This is a genomic window from Corynebacterium evansiae (genome assembly GCF_027570065.1).
In the GTDB taxonomy this organism is placed as follows: domain Bacteria; phylum Actinomycetota; class Actinomycetes; order Mycobacteriales; family Mycobacteriaceae; genus Corynebacterium; species Corynebacterium evansiae.
In genome coordinates this window covers 342,248-360,993 of the sequence record NZ_JAKMUT010000002.1, presented here as the reverse complement: position 1 = coordinate 360,993, position 18,746 = coordinate 342,248, and the positions used below count along the sequence as shown (strand labels likewise).

Sequence of the window (18,746 nt, the reverse complement as noted above, 5' to 3'; positions counted from 1 at the left end):
ACATGAAATTCAAGTTTGATGCCAAGCAGGAGTACCAGGTTCAGGCAATCGACTCGGTCACCGACCTGTTCGAGGGCCAACCGAACGACGCCGGGGACGTTCTCACAACGTTCCATACCGAACGAGTGCTGCCAGAGACCAGCAAGCAGGTGCTTGACATAGATCTCAGTGAAGAGGTTGGGGCCGTCGGCAACAACCTCTTGCTGGATGAAGCAACTGTGCTCGAGAACCTCAAGGTGGTGCAGAACGAGCAGGGGCTTGAACCTGCGAAGAACCTTATTGACGGCCTCCAGTTCGACATCGAGATGGAGACGGGCACCGGCAAGACTTATGTGTACCTTCGCACGATTTTTGAGTTGGCGGAAAAGTACAACTTCACCAAGTTCGTCATTCTGGTACCAAGCGTTGCGATCCGCGAAGGTGTGAAAACCAGCATCGAGCTGATGCACGATCATTTCCGCCATCTATACCCTGCGTCCCCGTTTGACTACATGGTCTACAGCGGCAAGAACGCTGAAGAAGTGCAATCCTTTGCGACGTCGACAAGCATCCAGATCATGATCATGACGATCGGCTCGGTGCGTGGCCGCGGTAACAACTTGATCATGAACCAAACGCGCGACAGGCTCAACGGGTTGCGGCCGATTGACTTCCTACGTGCAACACGACCAATTCTGCTCATGGACGAGCCGCAGAACATGGAGTCTGAGCTGTCCAAGACGGCTCTGGCAGGCATGGATCCAGCGTTCATCCTTCGCTACAGTGCGACGCACCGCGAAACTCGAAACCTTACCTACCGTTTGGATCCGGTAGATGCTCATGAGCTAGGCCTGGTCAAGCAGATCGTCGTGGCTGAAGCAACGGAACATGGTGGCGACGCCAAGCCTTACATTAAACTTCTTTCCATCGATAGCAATCCGTGGCGGGCGAGCCTCGAATTGGTGTGCCGTAAGAAGGACGGATCGCTAGCCCGCCAGGTGAAGAAGGTGAAGCAGAACCAAGACCTCGAGAAGGTTACTGGTAACTCAGCGTACGAGAACAACTGGCGGATCAATGAAATCAATCTAGACGGTCCTGGGTTTATCGAGTTGACCAACCACGGCATCCTCCAAGTCGGAGAATCAATCGGCGGTAACGACGAGACCGTGTACCGCGAGATGATCCGTGAAACCATCCGCGAGCACTTCCGCAAGGAATCGCTGATGCGGCCGCTCGGCATCAAGGTGCTGAGTCTCTTCTTCGTGGATAAGGTGGCCCGCTACCTGGGAGAAGGTACCGACAACACCACCGCCGACGGGAAGTTTGCTCAGTGGTTCGATGAACTTTTCATTGAGGAACGAGATCGATTCCCGGAATACAAAGACCTGCTCCCGCAGGATCCGATTGAACTGCGGCGCGCATACTTCTCGCAGATCAAAAAGGGAGTATACGGAGACACCTCAGGCGTAACCGCCAAGGATGACGACTCCTACGACCTGATTATGAAAGACAAGTCCCGGCTGCTAAGTGAAGACGAACCTGTACGGTTCATCTTCTCCCACTCTGCGCTTCGCGAAGGCTGGGATAATCCGAACGTGTTCCAGATCTGCACATTGCGTGAAATGGGATCCGAGACCGAGCGCCGCCAAACAATCGGGCGTGGCTTGCGACTCCCTGTGAACCAAGACGGCGAGCGTGTAGCGGACCGCTCCGTTGCCCAACTCACCGTCATCGCTAATGAGTCTTACCAAGAGTTCGCCACCAACCTTCAAAAGGAGTACAAGAAGGCCGGCGTTGCGATTGGATACATTCGCAAAGGCGACTTCGCTAAGCTGCCTAAGCCCGACCCTGAAGAGAAAGGAAATCTGGGATTTACGGCATCCGCTGAGATCTGGGAACAGCTGCAACTACGTGGCTACCTAAACAAGGATGGCTTCGTAACCGAGGACTTTACTCCGGATGCTGATGATTTCTCCTTGGGGCTGACAGCAGACTACGGCCAGTTAGAAGCAGCAGTCATTGAAGTACTGCGGCGGGCGAACATTAAGCATTACGTAAAGTCGAAGCGTAGCCGAACGACACGCAAGCTTAATAAGCAGCTGTATTTTAGGTCGCATGAGTTTGAGGAACTATGGGAGAAGATCAGCCAGCGTACTACCTATAGTGTCTCGGTCGATCGCGATGTACTTATCAAGAATGCCGTACAGAAAATTATGAAAGCTGAAAGTGTTGAGCCGCTGCGTATCGAAGTTAAGAAAGCGAAACTCACCGTTGCCCGCGGTGGCACGAAGGGGCGGGAGACCAGCAGTCGCATGACGAGTCTTCGAGGAGGATATCGGCTTCCGGATATAGTCTCTGAGCTGCAGGAAGCGACGTCCCTGACTCGAGCGACGATTGTTGACATTCTTATCCAGAGCGACCGACTTGATGAATTCATTTCCAATCCGAATGACTACATCAAGATGGTGAAAGAGATAATCAAGGCTGAATTGGCTGCGCTTATCACAGAGGGTGTCCAGTACGAAAAGATAGGCGGCAGTGTTTACTCGCTCACCGAGCTTCAACGAGACGGATTGGAAGAGAGGCAATACTTTCTTGACAAGCTGTACAAAGTGAAAAATCAGGAAAAGACTGATTATGACTTCGTCGTTTACGATTCGGAAGCGGAACGTCAGTTCGCTGAGCTGCTAGACGAACGTGAAGACATCAAGCTGTTCTTGAAGCTACCCCCTCAGTTCAAGATTGATACCCCGGTTGGGCCCTACAACCCTGACTGGGCAATTGTGAAGCAAGAGGATGGGGAAGAAAAGCTCTATATGATTCGTGAGACAAAGAGCACGATGAGTGAACATCTACTTCGTCCAACAGAGCAAGCAAAGATAGACGCCGCAACGGAGCACTTCAAGACAATCGGTGTCAACTACGCTAAAGCGGCACCAGGAAAGTGGAACTTGTAGGCAGCCCTTAGCCCGGTTTGACGAGCTTCGTGCTTCTTAGCGGAGCTTGTCGTGGTCAATGGTGTATCTGTGTTTCCGAACTCAGGTCGACTTAAGCAGCGCCTCTAAGAGGTACTCGTTCGACTTTCCACCCTGGAAAATCCTCCGGTTGGCTGGTTATCGCGGAAACATCAACAATGTTTGCTTCCTCTAGTCGAATGATTTCGTCGGGGTTCCGGGGCCGTTTAACTGGTCGATATGCAATATCAGCTGTTTGCCCCGGTGCAAAGTACCTTGTTCCAACAACAATCTCTGCGAGCCTTGGTATGTAGAACCCTCCTGTTCCTCCCCGAAAGCCATCGGGTCTATACAGCACGCTGCCGTTGCAAAGCTCCCAAGAACCACCTATCACTACTGGGCGTAGCTGATTATTCTTTAACAGAGCTCGGTGTTCAGAGAGGTGAACAAGCTCTAGCGGTGGCTTTCTCAGATGATTCAACAGCCACAGCAGGGCTGCAACGATTAATCCGGATATAATTCCTGAAACCAATCCGGTTAATAGACTCTCTACCATTCATGAATGGTAACTGGTTACTCGTCTACCCGGGGAGGGCTGGTAGATGTCTCAGCGCTTGCATGGTTAACCGGGGTCGCGGTTTTGCCCCTAACCCCGCACAACCTTCACAGTCACTCCGCCGAAAATCGACAGCCCGCGGATCAGCAGCAGGGGAGCGTCCGCCGGCAAGCTATTTGGGTGGATCGCGCCGTTCTCCACCACCAGCTCGTTGCCGCCGAAAATGCCCAGGCCACCCATATCAACGCGCACGCCCTCCGGCACCAGCACATCCGCGCCACCAAAGCAGCTATTCAGCCACAGCGTGGTCACCGGGTCGCTAAACCGGCATTCCCGCAGGTCAAAGTCCGAACCGCCGAAGATATTGAAGTTCCAGTGAGCCTTCGGCACCTGCCACGCCGCTTTCGTCACCCCGCCGAATATCGCCAGGCTGAAGCCCGTCTCGGAGCCCCCGCCAGTCACCAGCGACCGCGACCGCGCAAGTACCATCTGGCGGTGGCGTTCGGCTTCCGAAGCCTGGTGAGTAGCCCACTCCGCGTCACTCGGCGCGCGGTGCGCAACCGCAGTGCTCGCGCCAGGTCCAAAGAGCAAACCTGCAGGCTCATCTACCAGATCGTCCAGCAAGTCCACTAACTCGCTACGCTGGGTCGCAGCATGCGCTTGCCCCGACCTCTCGTCGAACTCCGAGATGTTCAACTGACCATCGGCCATCGCCCTGGACAGCGCCTCCACAGCGGCGGATCGTTCCTGGTCGGTGCAGCGCTTGTCTTTGTACTCGCTCATGGTTTTACCCTACTAAAGGAGTTCCCCATTCTCTCTCCATATCGCGTAAACCTGGACTGGCTCTGGGGCACCCCACCCGGCAACGACGGCACACCCGCCACTGTTCGCGCCGCCCTTTTTGGTAATTACGCCCACTCTTCAGCGGAAGCCTGGCTCCGTACCCTCTCTGCGGATGAGGACGGCCGGCGAGGTGAGGGAGGCTGGGGCGCTGAACTGGTCAACCCCGACGACACAACTGGCCCGGCGTTGGTGGACATCACCTCCGCCGGCGAGGACGTGGCCGACGGAATCGAGGACGGCACGCAGAGCCTCTATGAGTTTCTGGCCGATCGTGTGGCCAGTGCCGAACGCGGCGAAACTCCCGGAGCCAACGAGCTGACCGTGGAGTGGCGCGAGCTACCGCGTACTTAATCCTCCAGCGGGCCGAGCTCCGCGACCAGAACCTCCTGGGCCACCTTCATCGCCGACAGGGCAGCGGGGGCTCCGCAGTAGCCGGAAGCGTGGATGATCGCCTCCGTGATCTCCGTGCGAGTCAGGCCGTTCTCTAGCGCGCCGCGGACGTGCCCGCGCAGCTCCTCAGTCGCGCGCAGTGCCACCAGCATGCCGATGTTCAGCAGGCTGCGGTCGCGGCGGGCCAGCCCGTCGCGGGTCCACACGGAACCCCACACGGTCTCGGTGACGTGCTTCTGCAGTGCCTCGCCATCGGAGCCCGCGTTACGCTCGAGGGCAGCATCCACGAATGCGTCGCCCATTACTTCCCGGCGGACCTGAATGCCCGCGTCGTATCGCTTGTCGTTGGTGGCCGGATTCTGGTTTGCGGAGTTTCCGCTGGTCATGGGGGATCTTCTCCTTGGTTTTTGCTGGTGCTTGTAGTGTCTAAGAAATTTTTCTGCTATTTCCGCAGCAGGTTCTCCAGTTGGCGGGCGGATTCCTTCAAATCCGTGCCGAACTTCTCTGCCGGGTGCTCGCCCATGCGGGCGACCGGCCCGGAGATCGAAAGGCAAGCGATGACCGTACGGTTTGGCGTGTTTGCCCCGTAGATCGGCACGGAGGCCGAAGCTAGGGAGGGGTCGCGCTCGGCGGAGGATTCCGCGATCCCCTCGGCGGCGATCTTCTCTAAGTCCTCGCGCGTGTACGCGGCATCCGGCAGCACCTGGTTCTGGAACGCCTCCGGCGCATAGGCAACCAACAACTTGGCCGCAGAGCCGGCGGTCAACGTCATCCGATGGCCCACCGGTACCGTATCCCGCAGGCCGGTGGCGGGCTCGGCGTTGGCGATGCACACGCGCTCCATCCCGGAGAGGCGGTATAGCTGCACGGACTCGCCAGTCTTTGCCATGAGGTCAGGCAGGATGAACTCTGCGGCGTCCTCAAGACGAGAAGAGGTAGACGGCGCCATCTCGGACAGGGCTGGGCCGTTGACCCATGCACCGTCCACCCCGCGCTCGATCAACCGGTGCTTCTCCAGCGCGACGGCGATACGGTGCGCCGTGGCGCGTGGCAAGCCGGTGATGGCGCACAGATCGGAAAGATTGCGAGGTTCTGCTGCGATGACCGTTAGAATGAAGATCGCACGGTCCAAAACTTGAATGCCGCTCGTTGCGGGGATTTCCGTATTGTGTCCCATGATTTGATACTATACATTCCATCCAGTGGAACTGTATAGCGGACACAGAGGAGAGACCGTGACGAACCAACCCTTAACCCTCGCGGAGAAAGTCTGGCGCGACCACATCGTTGCAGCCGGAGAAAACGGCGGCCCCGACCTGCTGTACATCGACCTGCACCTGGTACACGAAGTTACCTCGCCCCAGGCATTCGACGGCCTGCGCCAGGCCGGTCGCAAGGTCCGCCGCCCGGACCTGACCATCGCCACCGAGGACCACAACGTTCCCACCGTTGGTGTGAAGACCGGCGACCTGCAGGAAATCCAGGAGCCCACCAGCCGACTGCAGGTATCCACCCTGCGCGACAACGCCAGAGAGTTCGGCATTCGCCTGCACTCCATGGGCGACATCGAACAGGGAATCGTCCACACTGTTGGCCCCCAGCTGGGCCTGACCCAGCCTGGCATGACGGTCGTCTGCGGCGACTCGCACACCTCCACCCACGGCGCCTTCGGCTCCATCGCCATGGGCATCGGCACCAGCGAGGTCGAGCACGTGCTGGCCACCCAGACTCTGCCGCTGAAGCCCTTCAAGACCATGGCTATCGAGGTTTCCGGCGAACTGCAGCCGGGCGTGACCTCCAAGGATCTGATCTTGGCCATCATCGCCAAGATCGGCACCGGCGGCGGCCAGGGACACATCATTGAATACCGCGGCGAGGCCATCGAGAAGCTGTCCATGGAAGCCCGCATGACCATGTGCAACATGTCCATCGAGGCCGGCGCCCGCGCGGGCATGATCGCCCCCGACCAGACCACCTTTGATTACCTCGAAGGCCGCCCGCACGCGCCGAAGGGCGAGGATTGGGACGCAGCCGTGGAGTACTGGAAGTCCCTGCGCACCGACGACGACGCACAGTTCGACACCGTCGTCCACATCGACGGCTCTGCACTGACCCCCTTCGTCACCTGGGGCACCAACCCCGGCCAGGGCCTGCCGCTGGCAGAATCCATTCCGCAGCTGGAGGACTTCACCAACGATAACGACCGCCTCGCCGCCGAGCGCGCCATGGAGTACATGGACCTCAAGCCTGGCACCCCGCTGCGCGACATCAAGATCGACACGGTCTTCCTCGGCTCCTGCACCAACTCCCGCATCGAGGATCTGCGCGCCGCCGCGGAAGTCGTCAAGGGTCGCACCGTCGCCGACGGCACGCGCATGATCGTTGTTCCTTCCTCCACGCGGGTGAAGATGCAAGCGGAAGAAGAGGGGCTAGACAAGATCTTTATTGACGCCGGGGCGGAGTGGCGCACCGCAGGTTGTTCCATGTGCCTAGGCATGAACCCGGACCAGCTTGCCCCAGGCGAGCGTTCGGCCTCCACCTCCAACCGAAACTTCGAAGGTCGTCAGGGCAAGGGCGGGCGCACCCACCTGGTTTCCCCGCCAGTTGCCGCCGCCACCGCCGTGACGGGCCACCTTGCAGGCCCGGCGGATCTTTAAATCAACCGCTAGATACCCGTAGAAGACCCGCCCAGAAAATTTTTTCGAGCCTCCCTGCCAGCGACCTAAACAGCAGGTGGGGGAGAAGAAAGCAGAAGAGAACACCATGGAAAAGTTCAACACCCACACTGGCGTGGCGGCACCGCTGAACCGCTCTAACGTCGACACCGACCAGATCATCCCCGCCGTCTACCTGAAGCGCGTGACCCGCACCGGCTTCGAGGACGGCCTGTTCGCCGGCTGGCGCAAAGACCCGGAGTTCGTCCTGAACCAGGAGCCCTACAAGAACGCCTCCGTGTTGGTGGCCGGCCCGGACTTCGGCACCGGCTCCTCTCGCGAGCACGCCGTCTGGGCGCTGATGGACTACGGCTTCCGCGTGGTTCTATCCTCCCGCTTTGCCGACATTTTCCGCGGCAACTCCGGCAAGGCAGGCCTGCTGGCCGCCCAGATGGAACAGAGCGACATCGAGCTGATCTGGAAGCTGCTGGAACAGCAGCCGGGCGCGGAAATCACCGTGAACCTGGAAGATCGCACCGTCACCCTGGGCACCCACACCTTCGGCTTCGACGTGGACGACTACACCCGCTGGCGCCTGATGGAGGGTCTGGACGACATCGGCCTGACCCTGCGCAACGAAGAGGCCATCCAGGCCTTCGAATCCCAGCGCGCCAGCTTCAAGCCGCGCACGATTCCCGCCAGCTAGCGCTTACTTAACGGACAGCGGGCTAGCCAGGTAATCCAGCCCCAGCAGCTTGTCCCCGGCGAAGTGCAGCACCCAGGTGCTGGACTTCTTCACGCGCATATCCTCAATCTCCACGTCGTGCTCGCCCGCAATGCGGGCCAGCACACCCGGGATCACCGTGCCCTGGGCAACAACCATGGACACAGGTGCGGCCGTGGCGGCGTGGAACGCATCCACCGCGGTATCCGGATCGGCAGCCCACCCGGCATCGCCCAGGTTGGCGTCAAAAGTAACTTCCAGACCTAAGTCCTGAGCAATCGGCGCGGCCGTGTGCTCGCAACGCACCGGCACGGCCGAAGAAATCGTCTCCGGGCGGTAGCCCGACAGCTCAGAGACCAGCAGCTCCGCCTGGCGGCGGCCCTTCTTACTCAAGGGGCGCAGATCATCGTCGCCGGCCCACCCCTCGCGGGCATGCGCCTTCGCGTGGCGAACGTACAGCACGCGGCGGTCACAACCCAGCTTCAGCACGCCCATTGCGGCATCCACGACCTTCAGGTCGGCCTCGTAGCTCAGCAGCTCCTTGGCCTCTTCTGGGGATACCCAGCGCAGCTCATCGGATTCATCGTTGGGCTCGAACTTGCCGGATAGGTGCTGGGCAGTCCAGTAATAGACCACCTTCGTGCGCGAACCAACCGGGTAGTGGACATAACCCAGAACCCAGCCCAGGCGCACGTTGAAGCCGGTTTCCTCCCAGATCTCGCGCATGGCGGTACCGGGAAGATTCTCGCCGGGGTCGACCTTGCCCTTCGGCAGCGACCAGTCGTCGTAACGGGGACGGTGGATGATCGCGATCTCCACGTCCGTGGACTCGGGGGAGTTAGGGGTGGAGGCGGCGGCGTCCGGAGAAAAACGCCAAATAACCGCACCCGCGGCGAAGGTCGGGCGGGCGAATTCCTCGCTAGGGCGGGATCCGATGCGGGTCACGTGGCCCTGATCGTGCCGCGACATGGCCAGGGACGTAGAAAGATCGCCAGTTCCTGTGTGAGTGATCACTTTTAAAGGGATCCCTTTCGATAGACTATTGCCGACAATCGTATAACGAACCCAAAAGTTATACCGAACTCAGGCAAGCTAAAAGTGCAAGCGGGAAGGCGACAAGCAGATGGTGCAAGTAGCAGTGATGGGCGCAGGCTCCTGGGGCACGACGGTTGCCAAGGTTTTTGCTGACGCCGGTAACGAGGTCCGCCTCTGGGCGCGCCGCGCCGAAGTCGCCGACGACGTGCGCGACAACCACCGAAACAGCGCCTACCTGGGGGACATCGAACTGCCAGACGCGATGACTGCGACGACCGACCCTGCCGAGGCACTGAACGGCGCGGAGATCGTGGTGCTGGGAGTTCCCTCGCAGTCGCTGCGCGAGAACCTGCAGAACTGGAAGGACCTCATCGGCCCAGATGCTTCTCTGGTGAGCCTGGCCAAGGGCATCGAACACTCCAGCGGCCTGCGGATGAGCCAGCTGATCTCCGAGGTCGCGGAAGTGCCTAGCGAGCGCGTCGCCGTTCTGACCGGCCCGAACTTGGCGCGCGAAGTCGCGGAACGCCAACCCGCCGCGACCGTCGTGGCCTGCACCGACATGGACCGCGCGAAGCTGATCCAGGCGGCCGTGGCCGCACCTTACTTCCGCCCGTACACCAACACGGACGTCATCGGCTGTGAGATCGCCGGCACCTGCAAAAACGTCATCGCCCTGGCGGCGGGCATCGCCGCGGGCATGGGATTCGGCGACAACACCGCCGCCACCGTGATCACCCGCGGGCTGGCGGAAACGACCCGCCTGGCGCTGAAAGTTGGCGCCGATGCGCGCACGCTCAGCGGCCTGGCTGGCATGGGTGACCTGGTTGCCACGTGTACCTCCACGCTGTCACGCAACCGCCGCTTCGGGGAGCACCTGGGCAAGGGAGAGACACTGGAACAGGCCGCCGCGTCCACCAAGGGACAAGTTGCCGAGGGCGTGGTGAGCAGCCAGTCCGTCTCCGAACTGGCGGAGAAGGTCGGCGTGGAAATGCCCATCACCGACGCAGTCGTGGGAGTCTGCCACGAAGGCGCCGACGTGCAGCAGGTAATGATGGGACTGCTCGGGCGCAGCAAGAAGGCCGAGTAGGCCCAAGCGGACTGGGAGTTCGGTTGAAGGGGCGGGGCGGTGGGGATGTGGCGTCCTAAAAACGGCTAAGGTAAAAAGCCGTGAGTAACGAAGCCAAAAAGCACGCACGCACCACCGTCGCCGTCCTGTACGGCGGCCAGTCGACTGAGCACTCCGTATCCTGCATCAGCGCAGGTGCGGTGATCGACCACCTGGACCCGGAGATTTACGACGTGGTTCCCGTGGGGATCACCGAGGCCGGCGCGTGGGTGCCCGGGACGACCGACACCTCGCAGCTGCGCGCCGACGGGCGGGACATGCCGCGCGTGGAAGACGGGGGCGTGCACGTGCAGCTGACGTTTGGCGGTGCTGGTACGGATGCTGGCACGGACGCGGCGGGCGAGATGCGCTACGTGACCGGACCACAGGCAGGCGAAGTGTTTGCACAGGTGGACGTTGTTTTCCCAGTGCTGCACGGCATGAACGGCGAGGACGGCACCGTGCAGGGCGTGCTGGATCTGGCTGGCGTGCGGTACGTCGGCAACGGCGTGCTGGCTTCGGCGGCGGGCATGGATAAGGACTTCACCAAGCGGCTGGCGCGCGAGGCTGGCATCCCGGTGGGCGAGGAGCTGATCCTGTTCCAGCCCCGCGAGCTGACTGCCGAGGAGAAGGAGCGACTGGGGCTGCCCGTGTTCGTGAAGCCGGCGCGCGGCGGATCCAGCATCGGCATCTCCAAGGTGGACAGCTGGGAGGAGTTCGATGCCGCCGTTGACCTGGCCTTTTCCCACGACAACAAGGTGATCGTGGAGGCCATGATCCACGGCGCCGAGGTCGAGTGCGGTGTGCTGCAGCACGCGGATGGCTCGATCGTGTCTTCTGTTCCGGCGATGCTGAACGGCACTGAGGATGGTGCCGAAGGGTTCTATGGTTTTGACGCCAAGTATGTCGATTCCACCGTTTCCGCGACCATTCCGGCGCCGCTACCTGCGGAGACTCTGAAGGAGATCCGCCAACTGGCCATTCGCACGTTCAACGCGCTGGGGTGCGATGGCATCGCGCGCGTGGACTTCTTTGCGACGGAAAACGGGCCCGTGCTGAACGAAATCAACACGATGCCTGGGTTCACTCCTATCTCGATGTATCCGAAGATGTTCGCCGCTGACGGCGTGAGCTTCGGTGACCTGGTCAGCGCGCTGATCGCCCGCGCCCTGGCCTAGATCGGTTGCTGGCTCTGGCTGGCTGCACCCTGGCTGTAGCTGGTTGGCCGCGGCCTGCGAATGTCGCTAGAACGGGAATCCGTTATTGCTACCAGTTTTCTTTAACCTAAACCTGCAGGTCAGGCGCTCGCGATAATTTGCGAGACTTCGGTCGCGGCGACGTATTCCCGTTCTAACGACATTCGGTGCCGGGGTGTGCCTATTCTTTCGCCAGCTGCGGGGATGGATTCCCGTTCTGACGACATCGGGGACTGGGATGTGCCTATCTTCAGCCTGCGTGAGGGGAAATGTCGGCAAAGTTGCTGGTGTTTGGGGCGCGTAGGGGCGGAAATGTCGGAAAAGCTGCAATTTGTTACTGGTGCACATTTTCAATAGTGTAAACATGCAGGTCAGAAGCTTTTTGTTCGCAAGGGGTGAGAGTAGCGTTTTGACGTTTTGCAACTTTTCCGACATTTGGCACTGACGGCATGGTGTGAGTGAGGCTCCTGTTGCAGGTGGGAAGCGCGGGGCTGTGGATGTGGAGTGCGGGGCTGCAGATGTGGAGTGTGGGACTGCAGAGGTGGAGTGTGCAGGGCCGCCACTGCTGGACCTGGGCGGGGCGGCTACGGGCGGGCAGCTACTGCTGGGCGGGGGTGGGCTGCCTCTCGGTCTTCTTGAGAGAATCAGAGATTGCGCTGGTCACGGAAGTGATGACCTCCTCGCCGGCGGATTGCGGCATCGCCAGCCCCACAATTTGCTCCCGCCCCAGGGCATACCAGTGGCCCATCGTCGACCCGCGCGACAGCGAGGGATCGGAGAACCACGGAACGTCATCAACCTGGGTCAGGTTGGCCCCCGGCTCATAGGCCTCAGGCATCTCCAGGCCACAGCGAATGACCACCGGCTCATGTCCTTCGGCCAGGTAAGTCGCCGAGCCGCTGGGAGCCTTGTCGAATACTGACTTATCCACGCCCTCGGGCAGCGCATCGGGGTTCTTCAGGTCGGAGCTACCGGCCGAAATGTGCGCCAGGCGCCAGTCGCCCAGCGAATCCGGCAGAGATTCCAGGAACTTGCGGCACGCTGGGGACTCGGTTGCGCCACCGGACGTGCCACCCTCGCCAGAGTCGCCAGCCTTGTCGGAACCACTGGAACCGCCAGCCTTGCCGGAACCACCGGAGCCGCCAGCCACCGGAGCCTCGGATAGTGGGTAGGGGGCGGGCTTTGCTGGAGAGTTGGCGTCATAAAGAGAAGAAAGAGTAGAACCAACCCCCTCGAGCGCGCTGCCCACGTCGGAAGAAGCCGTCACCGCGACCGCGGGCGAACCCCCGACCGCATACCAAGTCCGCAGGTCCGAGCCCGGAGTGGCATCAGAAACCGCGGTCCAGCGCGCATCGCCAGAAGTAAACACCGGCGACAACAACGTGTACTGATCCGGCACATTCACCCCGCAGCGCACGGACAACTCCGCGCCCGAAGAATCCCGATAAGCCGCGGCTCCATCCGGCGCCGGATCGCGCACCTCCACGGAACGGAAACGATCCAAGTCCCGCGGCAGCGCCGCTACGAAATCGGCACACACCTGCGACGATGCCTCTGGCGCATCCACCGGCCCCATTGCCACCGGCGCGTAGACCTTCTTATCCATCGTGATCTTCGCCGCCACGATCACCACAACAATCAGCAAAATAGCCAGCACAGTCGACAGCACCAGCAGGTACCGCGGGGTGGACACGGGGGAAGTGGATTCGTCACTCATAGCGCACCATCTTAATTAGACTTGTCGCGGGATCCCAAGCATTAGAAAACGCTTTAGAAAACCGAAAGGCCGCATGCGCACTTCACTCACCGTCGCCCAGGCCGGCGAGGCCGCCACCATCGCGGCGATCCGCCAGGCTGCACCGAGTTCTCTTAATGGCGATGACGCCGCAGTGTTGGAACCCACAGGCACCAATTCACGGCACGTGTGCTCGACGGACATCCTCGTTCAGGACCGGCACTTCACCTTCGACTACTCGACTCCGTGGGAGGTCGGGGTGAAGGCGGTGACGCAGAACTTTGCGGACATTCAAGCGATGGGAGCACGTCCCACCGCGATCCTGATGGCGATCGCCACTCCGGGGGATTTGCCGCTGCAGACGGTGGCGGATATCGCGCGCGGCATCGACGAGGGAGCCTCCCCGTGGGCGGCGGAGCTAGTCGGCGGGGACGTTGTGACCAGCAAGGACTTGGTTATTTCCATCACCGCCATGGGTGAAATCTCCGGGCCCGCCGCGGCGCTGACTTTGGACGGCGCGGGCGTGGGGCAGAGGGTCATCGCCAGCGGGCCGATCGGCTATAGCGCGGCGGGGCTGGCGATCCTGCGCCACTATGGCTCCCGCAAGGCGATCCCGGCGAACGATCCCATCCTCAACGAGCTGGCGGATTGGCACTGCGCACCACGCCTGGAGCCGGGTCGCGGATCCGTCGCTCGCGCTACGGGGGCGAGCGCCATGACGGATAACTCCGACGGGCTGATCGTGGATCTGTGCGCCATCGCGGAGCGCTCCGGGGTGTGCCTGGATCTGGACGGGGCGGCTCTGGTGCCCGACGAGAAGCTGCGGCATGCCGCGCAGATGACGGGCAAGAACCCACTGGAATGGATCTACACCGGCGGCGAGGACCATACTCTTTTGGGAACTACGGACGCCCGCATGCCCAGTGGCTACCGCCGCATCGGGACTGTCCGCAGCCTCTCGGATGAGGGGGATTATGTGTTGGTCGACGGCGGGCGCCCGCCGTTTACGTCCGGCTGGCAGTCGGTGTAAGGAGCAAGCGTGAATTCCGTACGGGAGCAGGCACACCAGCTGATCGAGCGGATCCACCCGGCGTGGTATCTGCCGGGGCTGCAGTCGGTGCTGGAGGGCGCGCTGGCTGAGGGACAGCGGGCGGCCCAGCAGGCGCAGGGGCAGCGGGCGCAGGGGAACCAGGCGCAGATCCTGCCCGCGCCAGAAAAAATTTTGCGGGCCTTCGAGGCCGACCCCACGCAGGTGAAAGTACTGATAGTTGGGCAGGACCCGTACCCAACCCCTGGGCACTCAGTGGGGCTGGCGTTCTCTGCGGAGCTTCCCGCAGGCGAGCCGCTGCCGAAGTCGCTGAAGAATATCTACACCGAGTATGCAGATGACCTCGGCCTACCGGCCCCTACCAGCGGGGATCTTTCGCCCTGGTCCGAACGGGGTGTGCTGCTGCTCAACCGCGTGCTCACCGTCCAGGCGGGCAACGCGGGCAGCCACCGCGGCCGCGGCTGGGAGGCCATCACCGAGGCCGCCGTCCGCCAAGTCGCCGCCAACCCGCACTTCGCCGCGATCCTGTGGGGCAAGCAGGCTCAGCAGCTGGCACCGCTCATCGGCGCGGAGCGCTGCGTGATGTCTCCGCACCCCTCGCCGCTGTCCGCTTATCGTGGCTTCTTCGGTTCGCGCCCGTTTAGCAGGGCAAACGCGATCCTCGAGGCCTCCGGTGGCGCACCCGTCGACTGGCGCCTATAAACCGCTCCAATTACCCCTAACGCGCCACGATCCCGCAAACCGCACTGCTGTCCGGCTGGTTCGCTAGGGTAGTGGGAGTGAAATCCAGGAAGGCAGAGGCGCAACCGGTGGCAGAAGCGCAACCGGCGCATCAGGCGCCCGCTCAGCTCGACGCGTGCGTCGTCGCCCAGTGGGCTCGCCTCTCGGCCAGTCGGCTGCGCGAGCAGAGCCAGGCGATCAACGCCCTGAATGTCTTCCCGATCCCGGATTCCGATACCGGCTCCAACATGGCGCACACCATGACCACCGCAGTCTCGGCGGTCGACGCACTAGAGGAAGGTGCCAGCCTCCCCGAGGTCACCATCGCCCTGGCCACCGGCGCTGTTCGTGGCGCCCGCGGAAACTCCGGCCTGGTGCTCAGCCAGGTAATGCGCGCCCTCGCCGAGGCGGCCTCGCAGGGCCACATCGACGGCCCCGCCGTAGCGGACACACTCTCGCAGTCTGTGGGCTTCGTCCGCACCGCAATTTCCACGCCCGTCGAGGGCACCGTCATCAGCGTGCTCGATGCCGCCGCCACCGCCGCGCACGAAGCCGAACCGAACCTCGCCGACGTCGCCACCCGCGCCCTCCACGCCGCCGAGGGAGCCCTGGCCAACACCCCCAACCAGCTGCCCGTTCTCGCCGAAGCGGGGGTCGTGGACGCGGGCGGGCAGGGCCTCGTGGTGATCCTGCAGGCCCTGGTTGATGTTCTGGACGGTGCAGGTCTTATTGAGGACGCCCCCACGCCCGACCACGAGCGAACCCAGCAAGAGGTCGAGGTGATGTTCTTCTTCGAGGGGAACCTGGATGCCCTGCGGGAGCTGCTGGAAGCCCACGGCAATTCGGTGATCGTCGGACCCCTGAGTCCGGAATCCGGCACCGCGCACGTGCACACCAACCGCGCCGGCGAGGTGATCGAGAAGGCCTTTGCCTTGGGAACCGTCACCGATCTGCGCATCGAGGTTCTGCCCGCCGACGGGGAAGCCGTCGAAAGCGGAAAGCCAAGCACACCAGCCCCCGCGGGCGCCCAAGCACGGGCGGAAGACCAGGGACCGTTCATCGTGGCGCTCACGCCCACCGGCGGAGTCGCGCGACTTTTCGAGGCTGCGGGGGCGGTGGCGGTGGCGTCACCAAACAATAAAACCTTGGGCGAAGCAGTGCAGGGGCTGGGCGCAGGGCCGATAGCCGTGCTGACCAACGGACAGGACGTCGCCGCCCTGCAAGGTTTGGACGGGGCGCGGGAAGTCGACATTATCGACACGAAATCGCTGGTTGGTGGGTTAGCGGCACTGGCGGTGAACGACCCCACCGTGGACTGGGACGATAACGTCGAGGAGATGATCGACGCAGTGGAGGCCCAGCGCTACGCCACCTGCCCGCCCGACACGATGGTCGATACCCTCAGCGCCATGCTGGCCGACGGCGGGGAACTCGTGACCCTGCTGTGGAGCGCCCCCGCGACCGACCAGGCCGCCATCGAAGGACTGAAGGCCACCTTCGCCGAGCTGTACCCGGACGTGCAGATCGACGACCACCACATCGAGCTGCAAGGCAACGACCACGACCCGTGCCTGGTGCAGATCGGGGTGGAGTAGCCCATGCTGGGATGGCAGGACTCGCGCCCGCTGTCGGTTGCGATCTCCAACGACCGCGCGAAGCGACTGGCCGATAAGCCCGGCATCAAAACCATCGCCGATGCGGTGCTGAACTTCCCCGTCACCTACGCGCGGCTCGGCTCGCCGCAGGGGCTCGACGAGCTGCGGGTGGGGGAGAAGTACACCTGTGCCGGGGAAATCCTCAGCGTGGGGGAGAAAGACAACCACTCCGGGCGCGGCCCCAGAAAATTTTTGGCGTTCACCTTCACCGACGGCGTGCGAACCTTCCGCTCCGCGCTGTTTGGGAACGTGGCCTACCACCGGAAGCGCATCAAGAGGGGCTCGATGATGCTGCTGCACGGCAAGCTCTCCGAGTTCAACGGCCAATGGGAGCTGAAGAACCCCAGCTACGTATCCATCCTGCCCGCCCTGGACGCGGAGTTCGGCATGTTCGGGCCGCTGAAGACAATCGTGGACGTCATGGGCTCCGAGACCGCCGCCCAGGAGCTACTGGCCAAGCCGTGGATGGCCGGTTACAAGCGCCGCCCCGGTACCTCCACCGCGGAGATGCTGGGAGTGATGGACCACGTACTGCGGGTGATGGACGAGCCCGGCGAGTTCCTGCCACTCCCGCGCCGCAACCCCGGCGCGCCCGCCTGGCCCACGGATGAAAAGGGCCGCCCGCTGATCAGCTTCGCCGACGCGCTACGGCACATCCACCAGCCTCGCGAAGCCGGCCCCGAACCCGCACGGCGCAGGCTGAAGTTCAACGAGGCACTCGAGCTGCAGCTAGTCATGGCTCTGCGGCGCAATGACGCCACCAAGCGCACCGGCATGGCGCTCGCGCCGGGCGCGAACGTGGAAAAGCTGATCGCGGGGCTGCCCTTCGACCTCAGCGCGGGGCAGAAGATGGCGCTGGAGGACATCGGCTCCCGCCTGGGTGGAACCACCCCGGCGAACCTGCTGCTGCACGGCGAGGTCGGCTCCGGCAAGACGATGGTGGCCTTGATCAGCATGCTCTGGGCCGTGGACTCCGGCTACCAGTGCGCCTTCATCGCGCCGACGGAAATCCTGGCCGTGCAGCACGCCCGCAGCCTGGTGAAGATGCTGGAGAACACCGACGTGCGGGTATCCGTGCTGGTCGGTAGCCAGAAGCAGGCCGACAAGCAGCGCACGCTGCTGGATCTGGTCTCCGGCCAAACCGACATTGTGGTGGGCACGCACGCGGTGATCCAGGACTCGGTGGAGTTCTACCGCCTGGGCATGGTCATCGTTGACGAGCAGCACCGCTTCGGCGTGCAACAGCGCAACAAGCTGCGGGAATCCGCACCGGTGGATGCCACCCCGCACATGATGGTCATGACCGCCACCCCGATCCCGCGGACCGTTGGCATGACGATGTTCGGCGACCTGACGCCCATCACGCTGGTCGGCAAGCCCGGTGGACGCGGGGCGATCGAAACCGTGGTGGTACCCGCCGATAAACACCGCTGGGTACGGCGCGCCTGGGAGCGCATGGGCGAGGAGCTCAAGGCCGGCGGCCAGGCCTACGTGGTCGCGCCCCGCATCGAAGGCCACTCCGGCGTGGAACAGTGGTGCGAGCGTATCGCCACCGAGAAACTGCCCGGCTGCCGAGTGGCGATGCTGCACGGCAAGATGGACCCCGCCGACAAGGACCAGGTGATGCAGGACTTCGCCGCCGGGAAGATCGACGTGCTGGTCGCCACCACCGTCATCGAGGTCGGCGTGGACGTACCCAACGCCTCCATGATGATGATCCTGGAGGCAGAGAACTTCGGCTTCTCCCAACTCCACCAACTGCGCGGGCGCATCGGCCGCGGGCGCCGGGACTCGCTGTGCCTGCTGCACACCACCGCCGCGCCGGATAGCCCCTCCTTCCACCGCCTGCAGGTGGTGGCGCAAAGCAACGACGGATTCCGTCTGGCGGAGGAAGACCTGAAGATGCGCACCGAAGGAGACATCCTGGGCCAGGACCAGTCGGGGCGGTCGGCACGAAGGGCGTCATTACTAGACCTCAGCACCGACGGCGAGATCATCGAATCGGCGCGCGACTATGCAGAAGCGCTGGTGGCCTACGATGAGCAGCTGGCGCGCTCGCTGGTGGTGGACATCGAGATCGACGACCAGGACTACATCGAGAAGAGCTAGAGAAGAGCTAGGGGAGAAGAGCCAGCCGACCCAGTTGCTAGAC

At 62.4% G+C, this 18,746-nt stretch carries 15 protein-coding genes; 10 read left to right on the top strand and 5 right to left on the bottom strand.

Features of this window, described 5'->3' with window-relative positions; translation table 11 throughout:
- Positions 1 to 2 precede the first annotated feature (2 nt).
- The gene (locus tag L8V00_RS03610) at positions 3 to 2,936 is read left to right on the top strand and encodes a restriction endonuclease (RefSeq protein WP_070487725.1); all 2,934 of its coding nucleotides are present in this window, start codon (positions 3 to 5) and stop codon (positions 2,934 to 2,936) included.
- A gap of 643 nt (positions 2,937 to 3,579) precedes the next feature.
- Here L8V00_RS03610 and L8V00_RS03605 read toward each other — a convergent pair.
- A complete protein-coding gene (locus tag L8V00_RS03605; RefSeq protein ID WP_070487723.1) occupies positions 3,580 to 4,272 on the bottom strand; it encodes a DUF1707 SHOCT-like domain-containing protein in 693 nt (230 codons plus the stop codon).
- Between the two features lie 249 nt (positions 4,273 to 4,521).
- Here L8V00_RS03605 and L8V00_RS03600 point away from each other — a divergent pair, with 249 nt between their 5' ends.
- On the top strand, positions 4,522 to 4,683 hold the full coding sequence (locus L8V00_RS03600; protein ID WP_269944231.1) for a hypothetical protein: 162 nt from the start codon (positions 4,522 to 4,524) through the stop codon (positions 4,681 to 4,683).
- Here the strand turns inward: L8V00_RS03600 and L8V00_RS03595 are convergent.
- On the bottom strand, positions 4,680 to 5,108 hold the full coding sequence (locus L8V00_RS03595; RefSeq protein ID WP_269944230.1) for a carboxymuconolactone decarboxylase family protein: 429 nt from the start codon (positions 5,106 to 5,108) through the stop codon (positions 4,680 to 4,682). The two genes, L8V00_RS03600 and L8V00_RS03595, sit on opposite strands and share 4 nt — an antisense overlap.
- A gap of 56 nt (positions 5,109 to 5,164) precedes the next feature.
- Positions 5,165 to 5,899: an IclR family transcriptional regulator gene (locus L8V00_RS03590; protein WP_269944229.1), complete on the bottom strand. Its 735-nt coding sequence runs from the start codon at positions 5,897 to 5,899 to the stop codon at positions 5,165 to 5,167.
- Positions 5,900 to 5,957: 58 nt separating this feature from the next.
- On the opposite strand from L8V00_RS03590, the gene leuC reads away from it, so the two are divergent.
- Both leuC and leuD read left to right on the top strand, forming a co-directional pair.
- A complete protein-coding gene (gene leuC, locus L8V00_RS03585; RefSeq protein ID WP_269944228.1) occupies positions 5,958 to 7,379 on the top strand; it encodes a 3-isopropylmalate dehydratase large subunit in 1,422 nt (473 codons plus the stop codon).
- A 106-nt stretch (positions 7,380 to 7,485) separates the two neighbouring features.
- Entirely contained in the window at positions 7,486 to 8,082 is a 597-nt protein-coding gene (gene leuD / locus L8V00_RS03580; RefSeq protein ID WP_070487715.1) for a 3-isopropylmalate dehydratase small subunit, read from the top strand.
- Positions 8,083 to 8,085: 3 nt separating this feature from the next.
- Here leuD and L8V00_RS03575 read toward each other — a convergent pair whose 3' ends face one another.
- On the bottom strand, positions 8,086 to 9,069 hold the full coding sequence (locus L8V00_RS03575) for an NUDIX hydrolase (protein ID WP_274707080.1): 984 nt from the start codon (positions 9,067 to 9,069) through the stop codon (positions 8,086 to 8,088).
- 154 nt (positions 9,070 to 9,223) lie between these two features.
- Here L8V00_RS03575 and L8V00_RS03570 point away from each other — a divergent pair, with 154 nt between their 5' ends.
- Positions 9,224 to 10,222 carry an NAD(P)H-dependent glycerol-3-phosphate dehydrogenase gene (locus tag L8V00_RS03570; protein WP_269944226.1) on the top strand — a complete coding sequence of 333 codons (999 nt, stop codon included), beginning with the start codon at positions 9,224 to 9,226 and terminating at the stop codon, positions 10,220 to 10,222.
- An 80-nt stretch (positions 10,223 to 10,302) separates the two neighbouring features.
- The gene (locus tag L8V00_RS03565) at positions 10,303 to 11,418 is read left to right on the top strand and encodes a D-alanine--D-alanine ligase family protein (protein ID WP_269944225.1); all 1,116 of its coding nucleotides are present in this window, start codon (positions 10,303 to 10,305) and stop codon (positions 11,416 to 11,418) included.
- 616 nt (positions 11,419 to 12,034) lie between these two features.
- Here L8V00_RS03565 and L8V00_RS03560 read toward each other — a convergent pair.
- Positions 12,035 to 13,153 carry a DUF3515 domain-containing protein gene (locus tag L8V00_RS03560; protein WP_269944224.1) on the bottom strand — a complete coding sequence of 373 codons (1,119 nt, stop codon included), beginning with the start codon at positions 13,151 to 13,153 and terminating at the stop codon, positions 12,035 to 12,037.
- 73 nt (positions 13,154 to 13,226) lie between these two features.
- Here L8V00_RS03560 and L8V00_RS03555 point away from each other — a divergent pair, with 73 nt between their 5' ends.
- From L8V00_RS03555 to L8V00_RS03540, 4 genes are all read left to right on the top strand, one after another.
- A complete protein-coding gene (locus L8V00_RS03555; protein WP_269944223.1) occupies positions 13,227 to 14,201 on the top strand; it encodes a thiamine-phosphate kinase in 975 nt (324 codons plus the stop codon).
- Positions 14,202 to 14,210: 9 nt separating this feature from the next.
- Positions 14,211 to 14,921: a uracil-DNA glycosylase gene (locus L8V00_RS03550; protein WP_269944222.1), complete on the top strand. Its 711-nt coding sequence runs from the start codon at positions 14,211 to 14,213 to the stop codon at positions 14,919 to 14,921.
- Between the two features lie 77 nt (positions 14,922 to 14,998).
- The gene (locus L8V00_RS03545; protein ID WP_269944221.1) at positions 14,999 to 16,534 is read left to right on the top strand and encodes a DAK2 domain-containing protein; all 1,536 of its coding nucleotides are present in this window, start codon (positions 14,999 to 15,001) and stop codon (positions 16,532 to 16,534) included.
- Positions 16,535 to 16,537: 3 nt separating this feature from the next.
- A complete protein-coding gene (locus L8V00_RS03540) occupies positions 16,538 to 18,703 on the top strand; it encodes an ATP-dependent DNA helicase RecG (RefSeq protein ID WP_269944220.1) in 2,166 nt (721 codons plus the stop codon).
- Positions 18,704 to 18,746 lie beyond the last annotated feature (43 nt).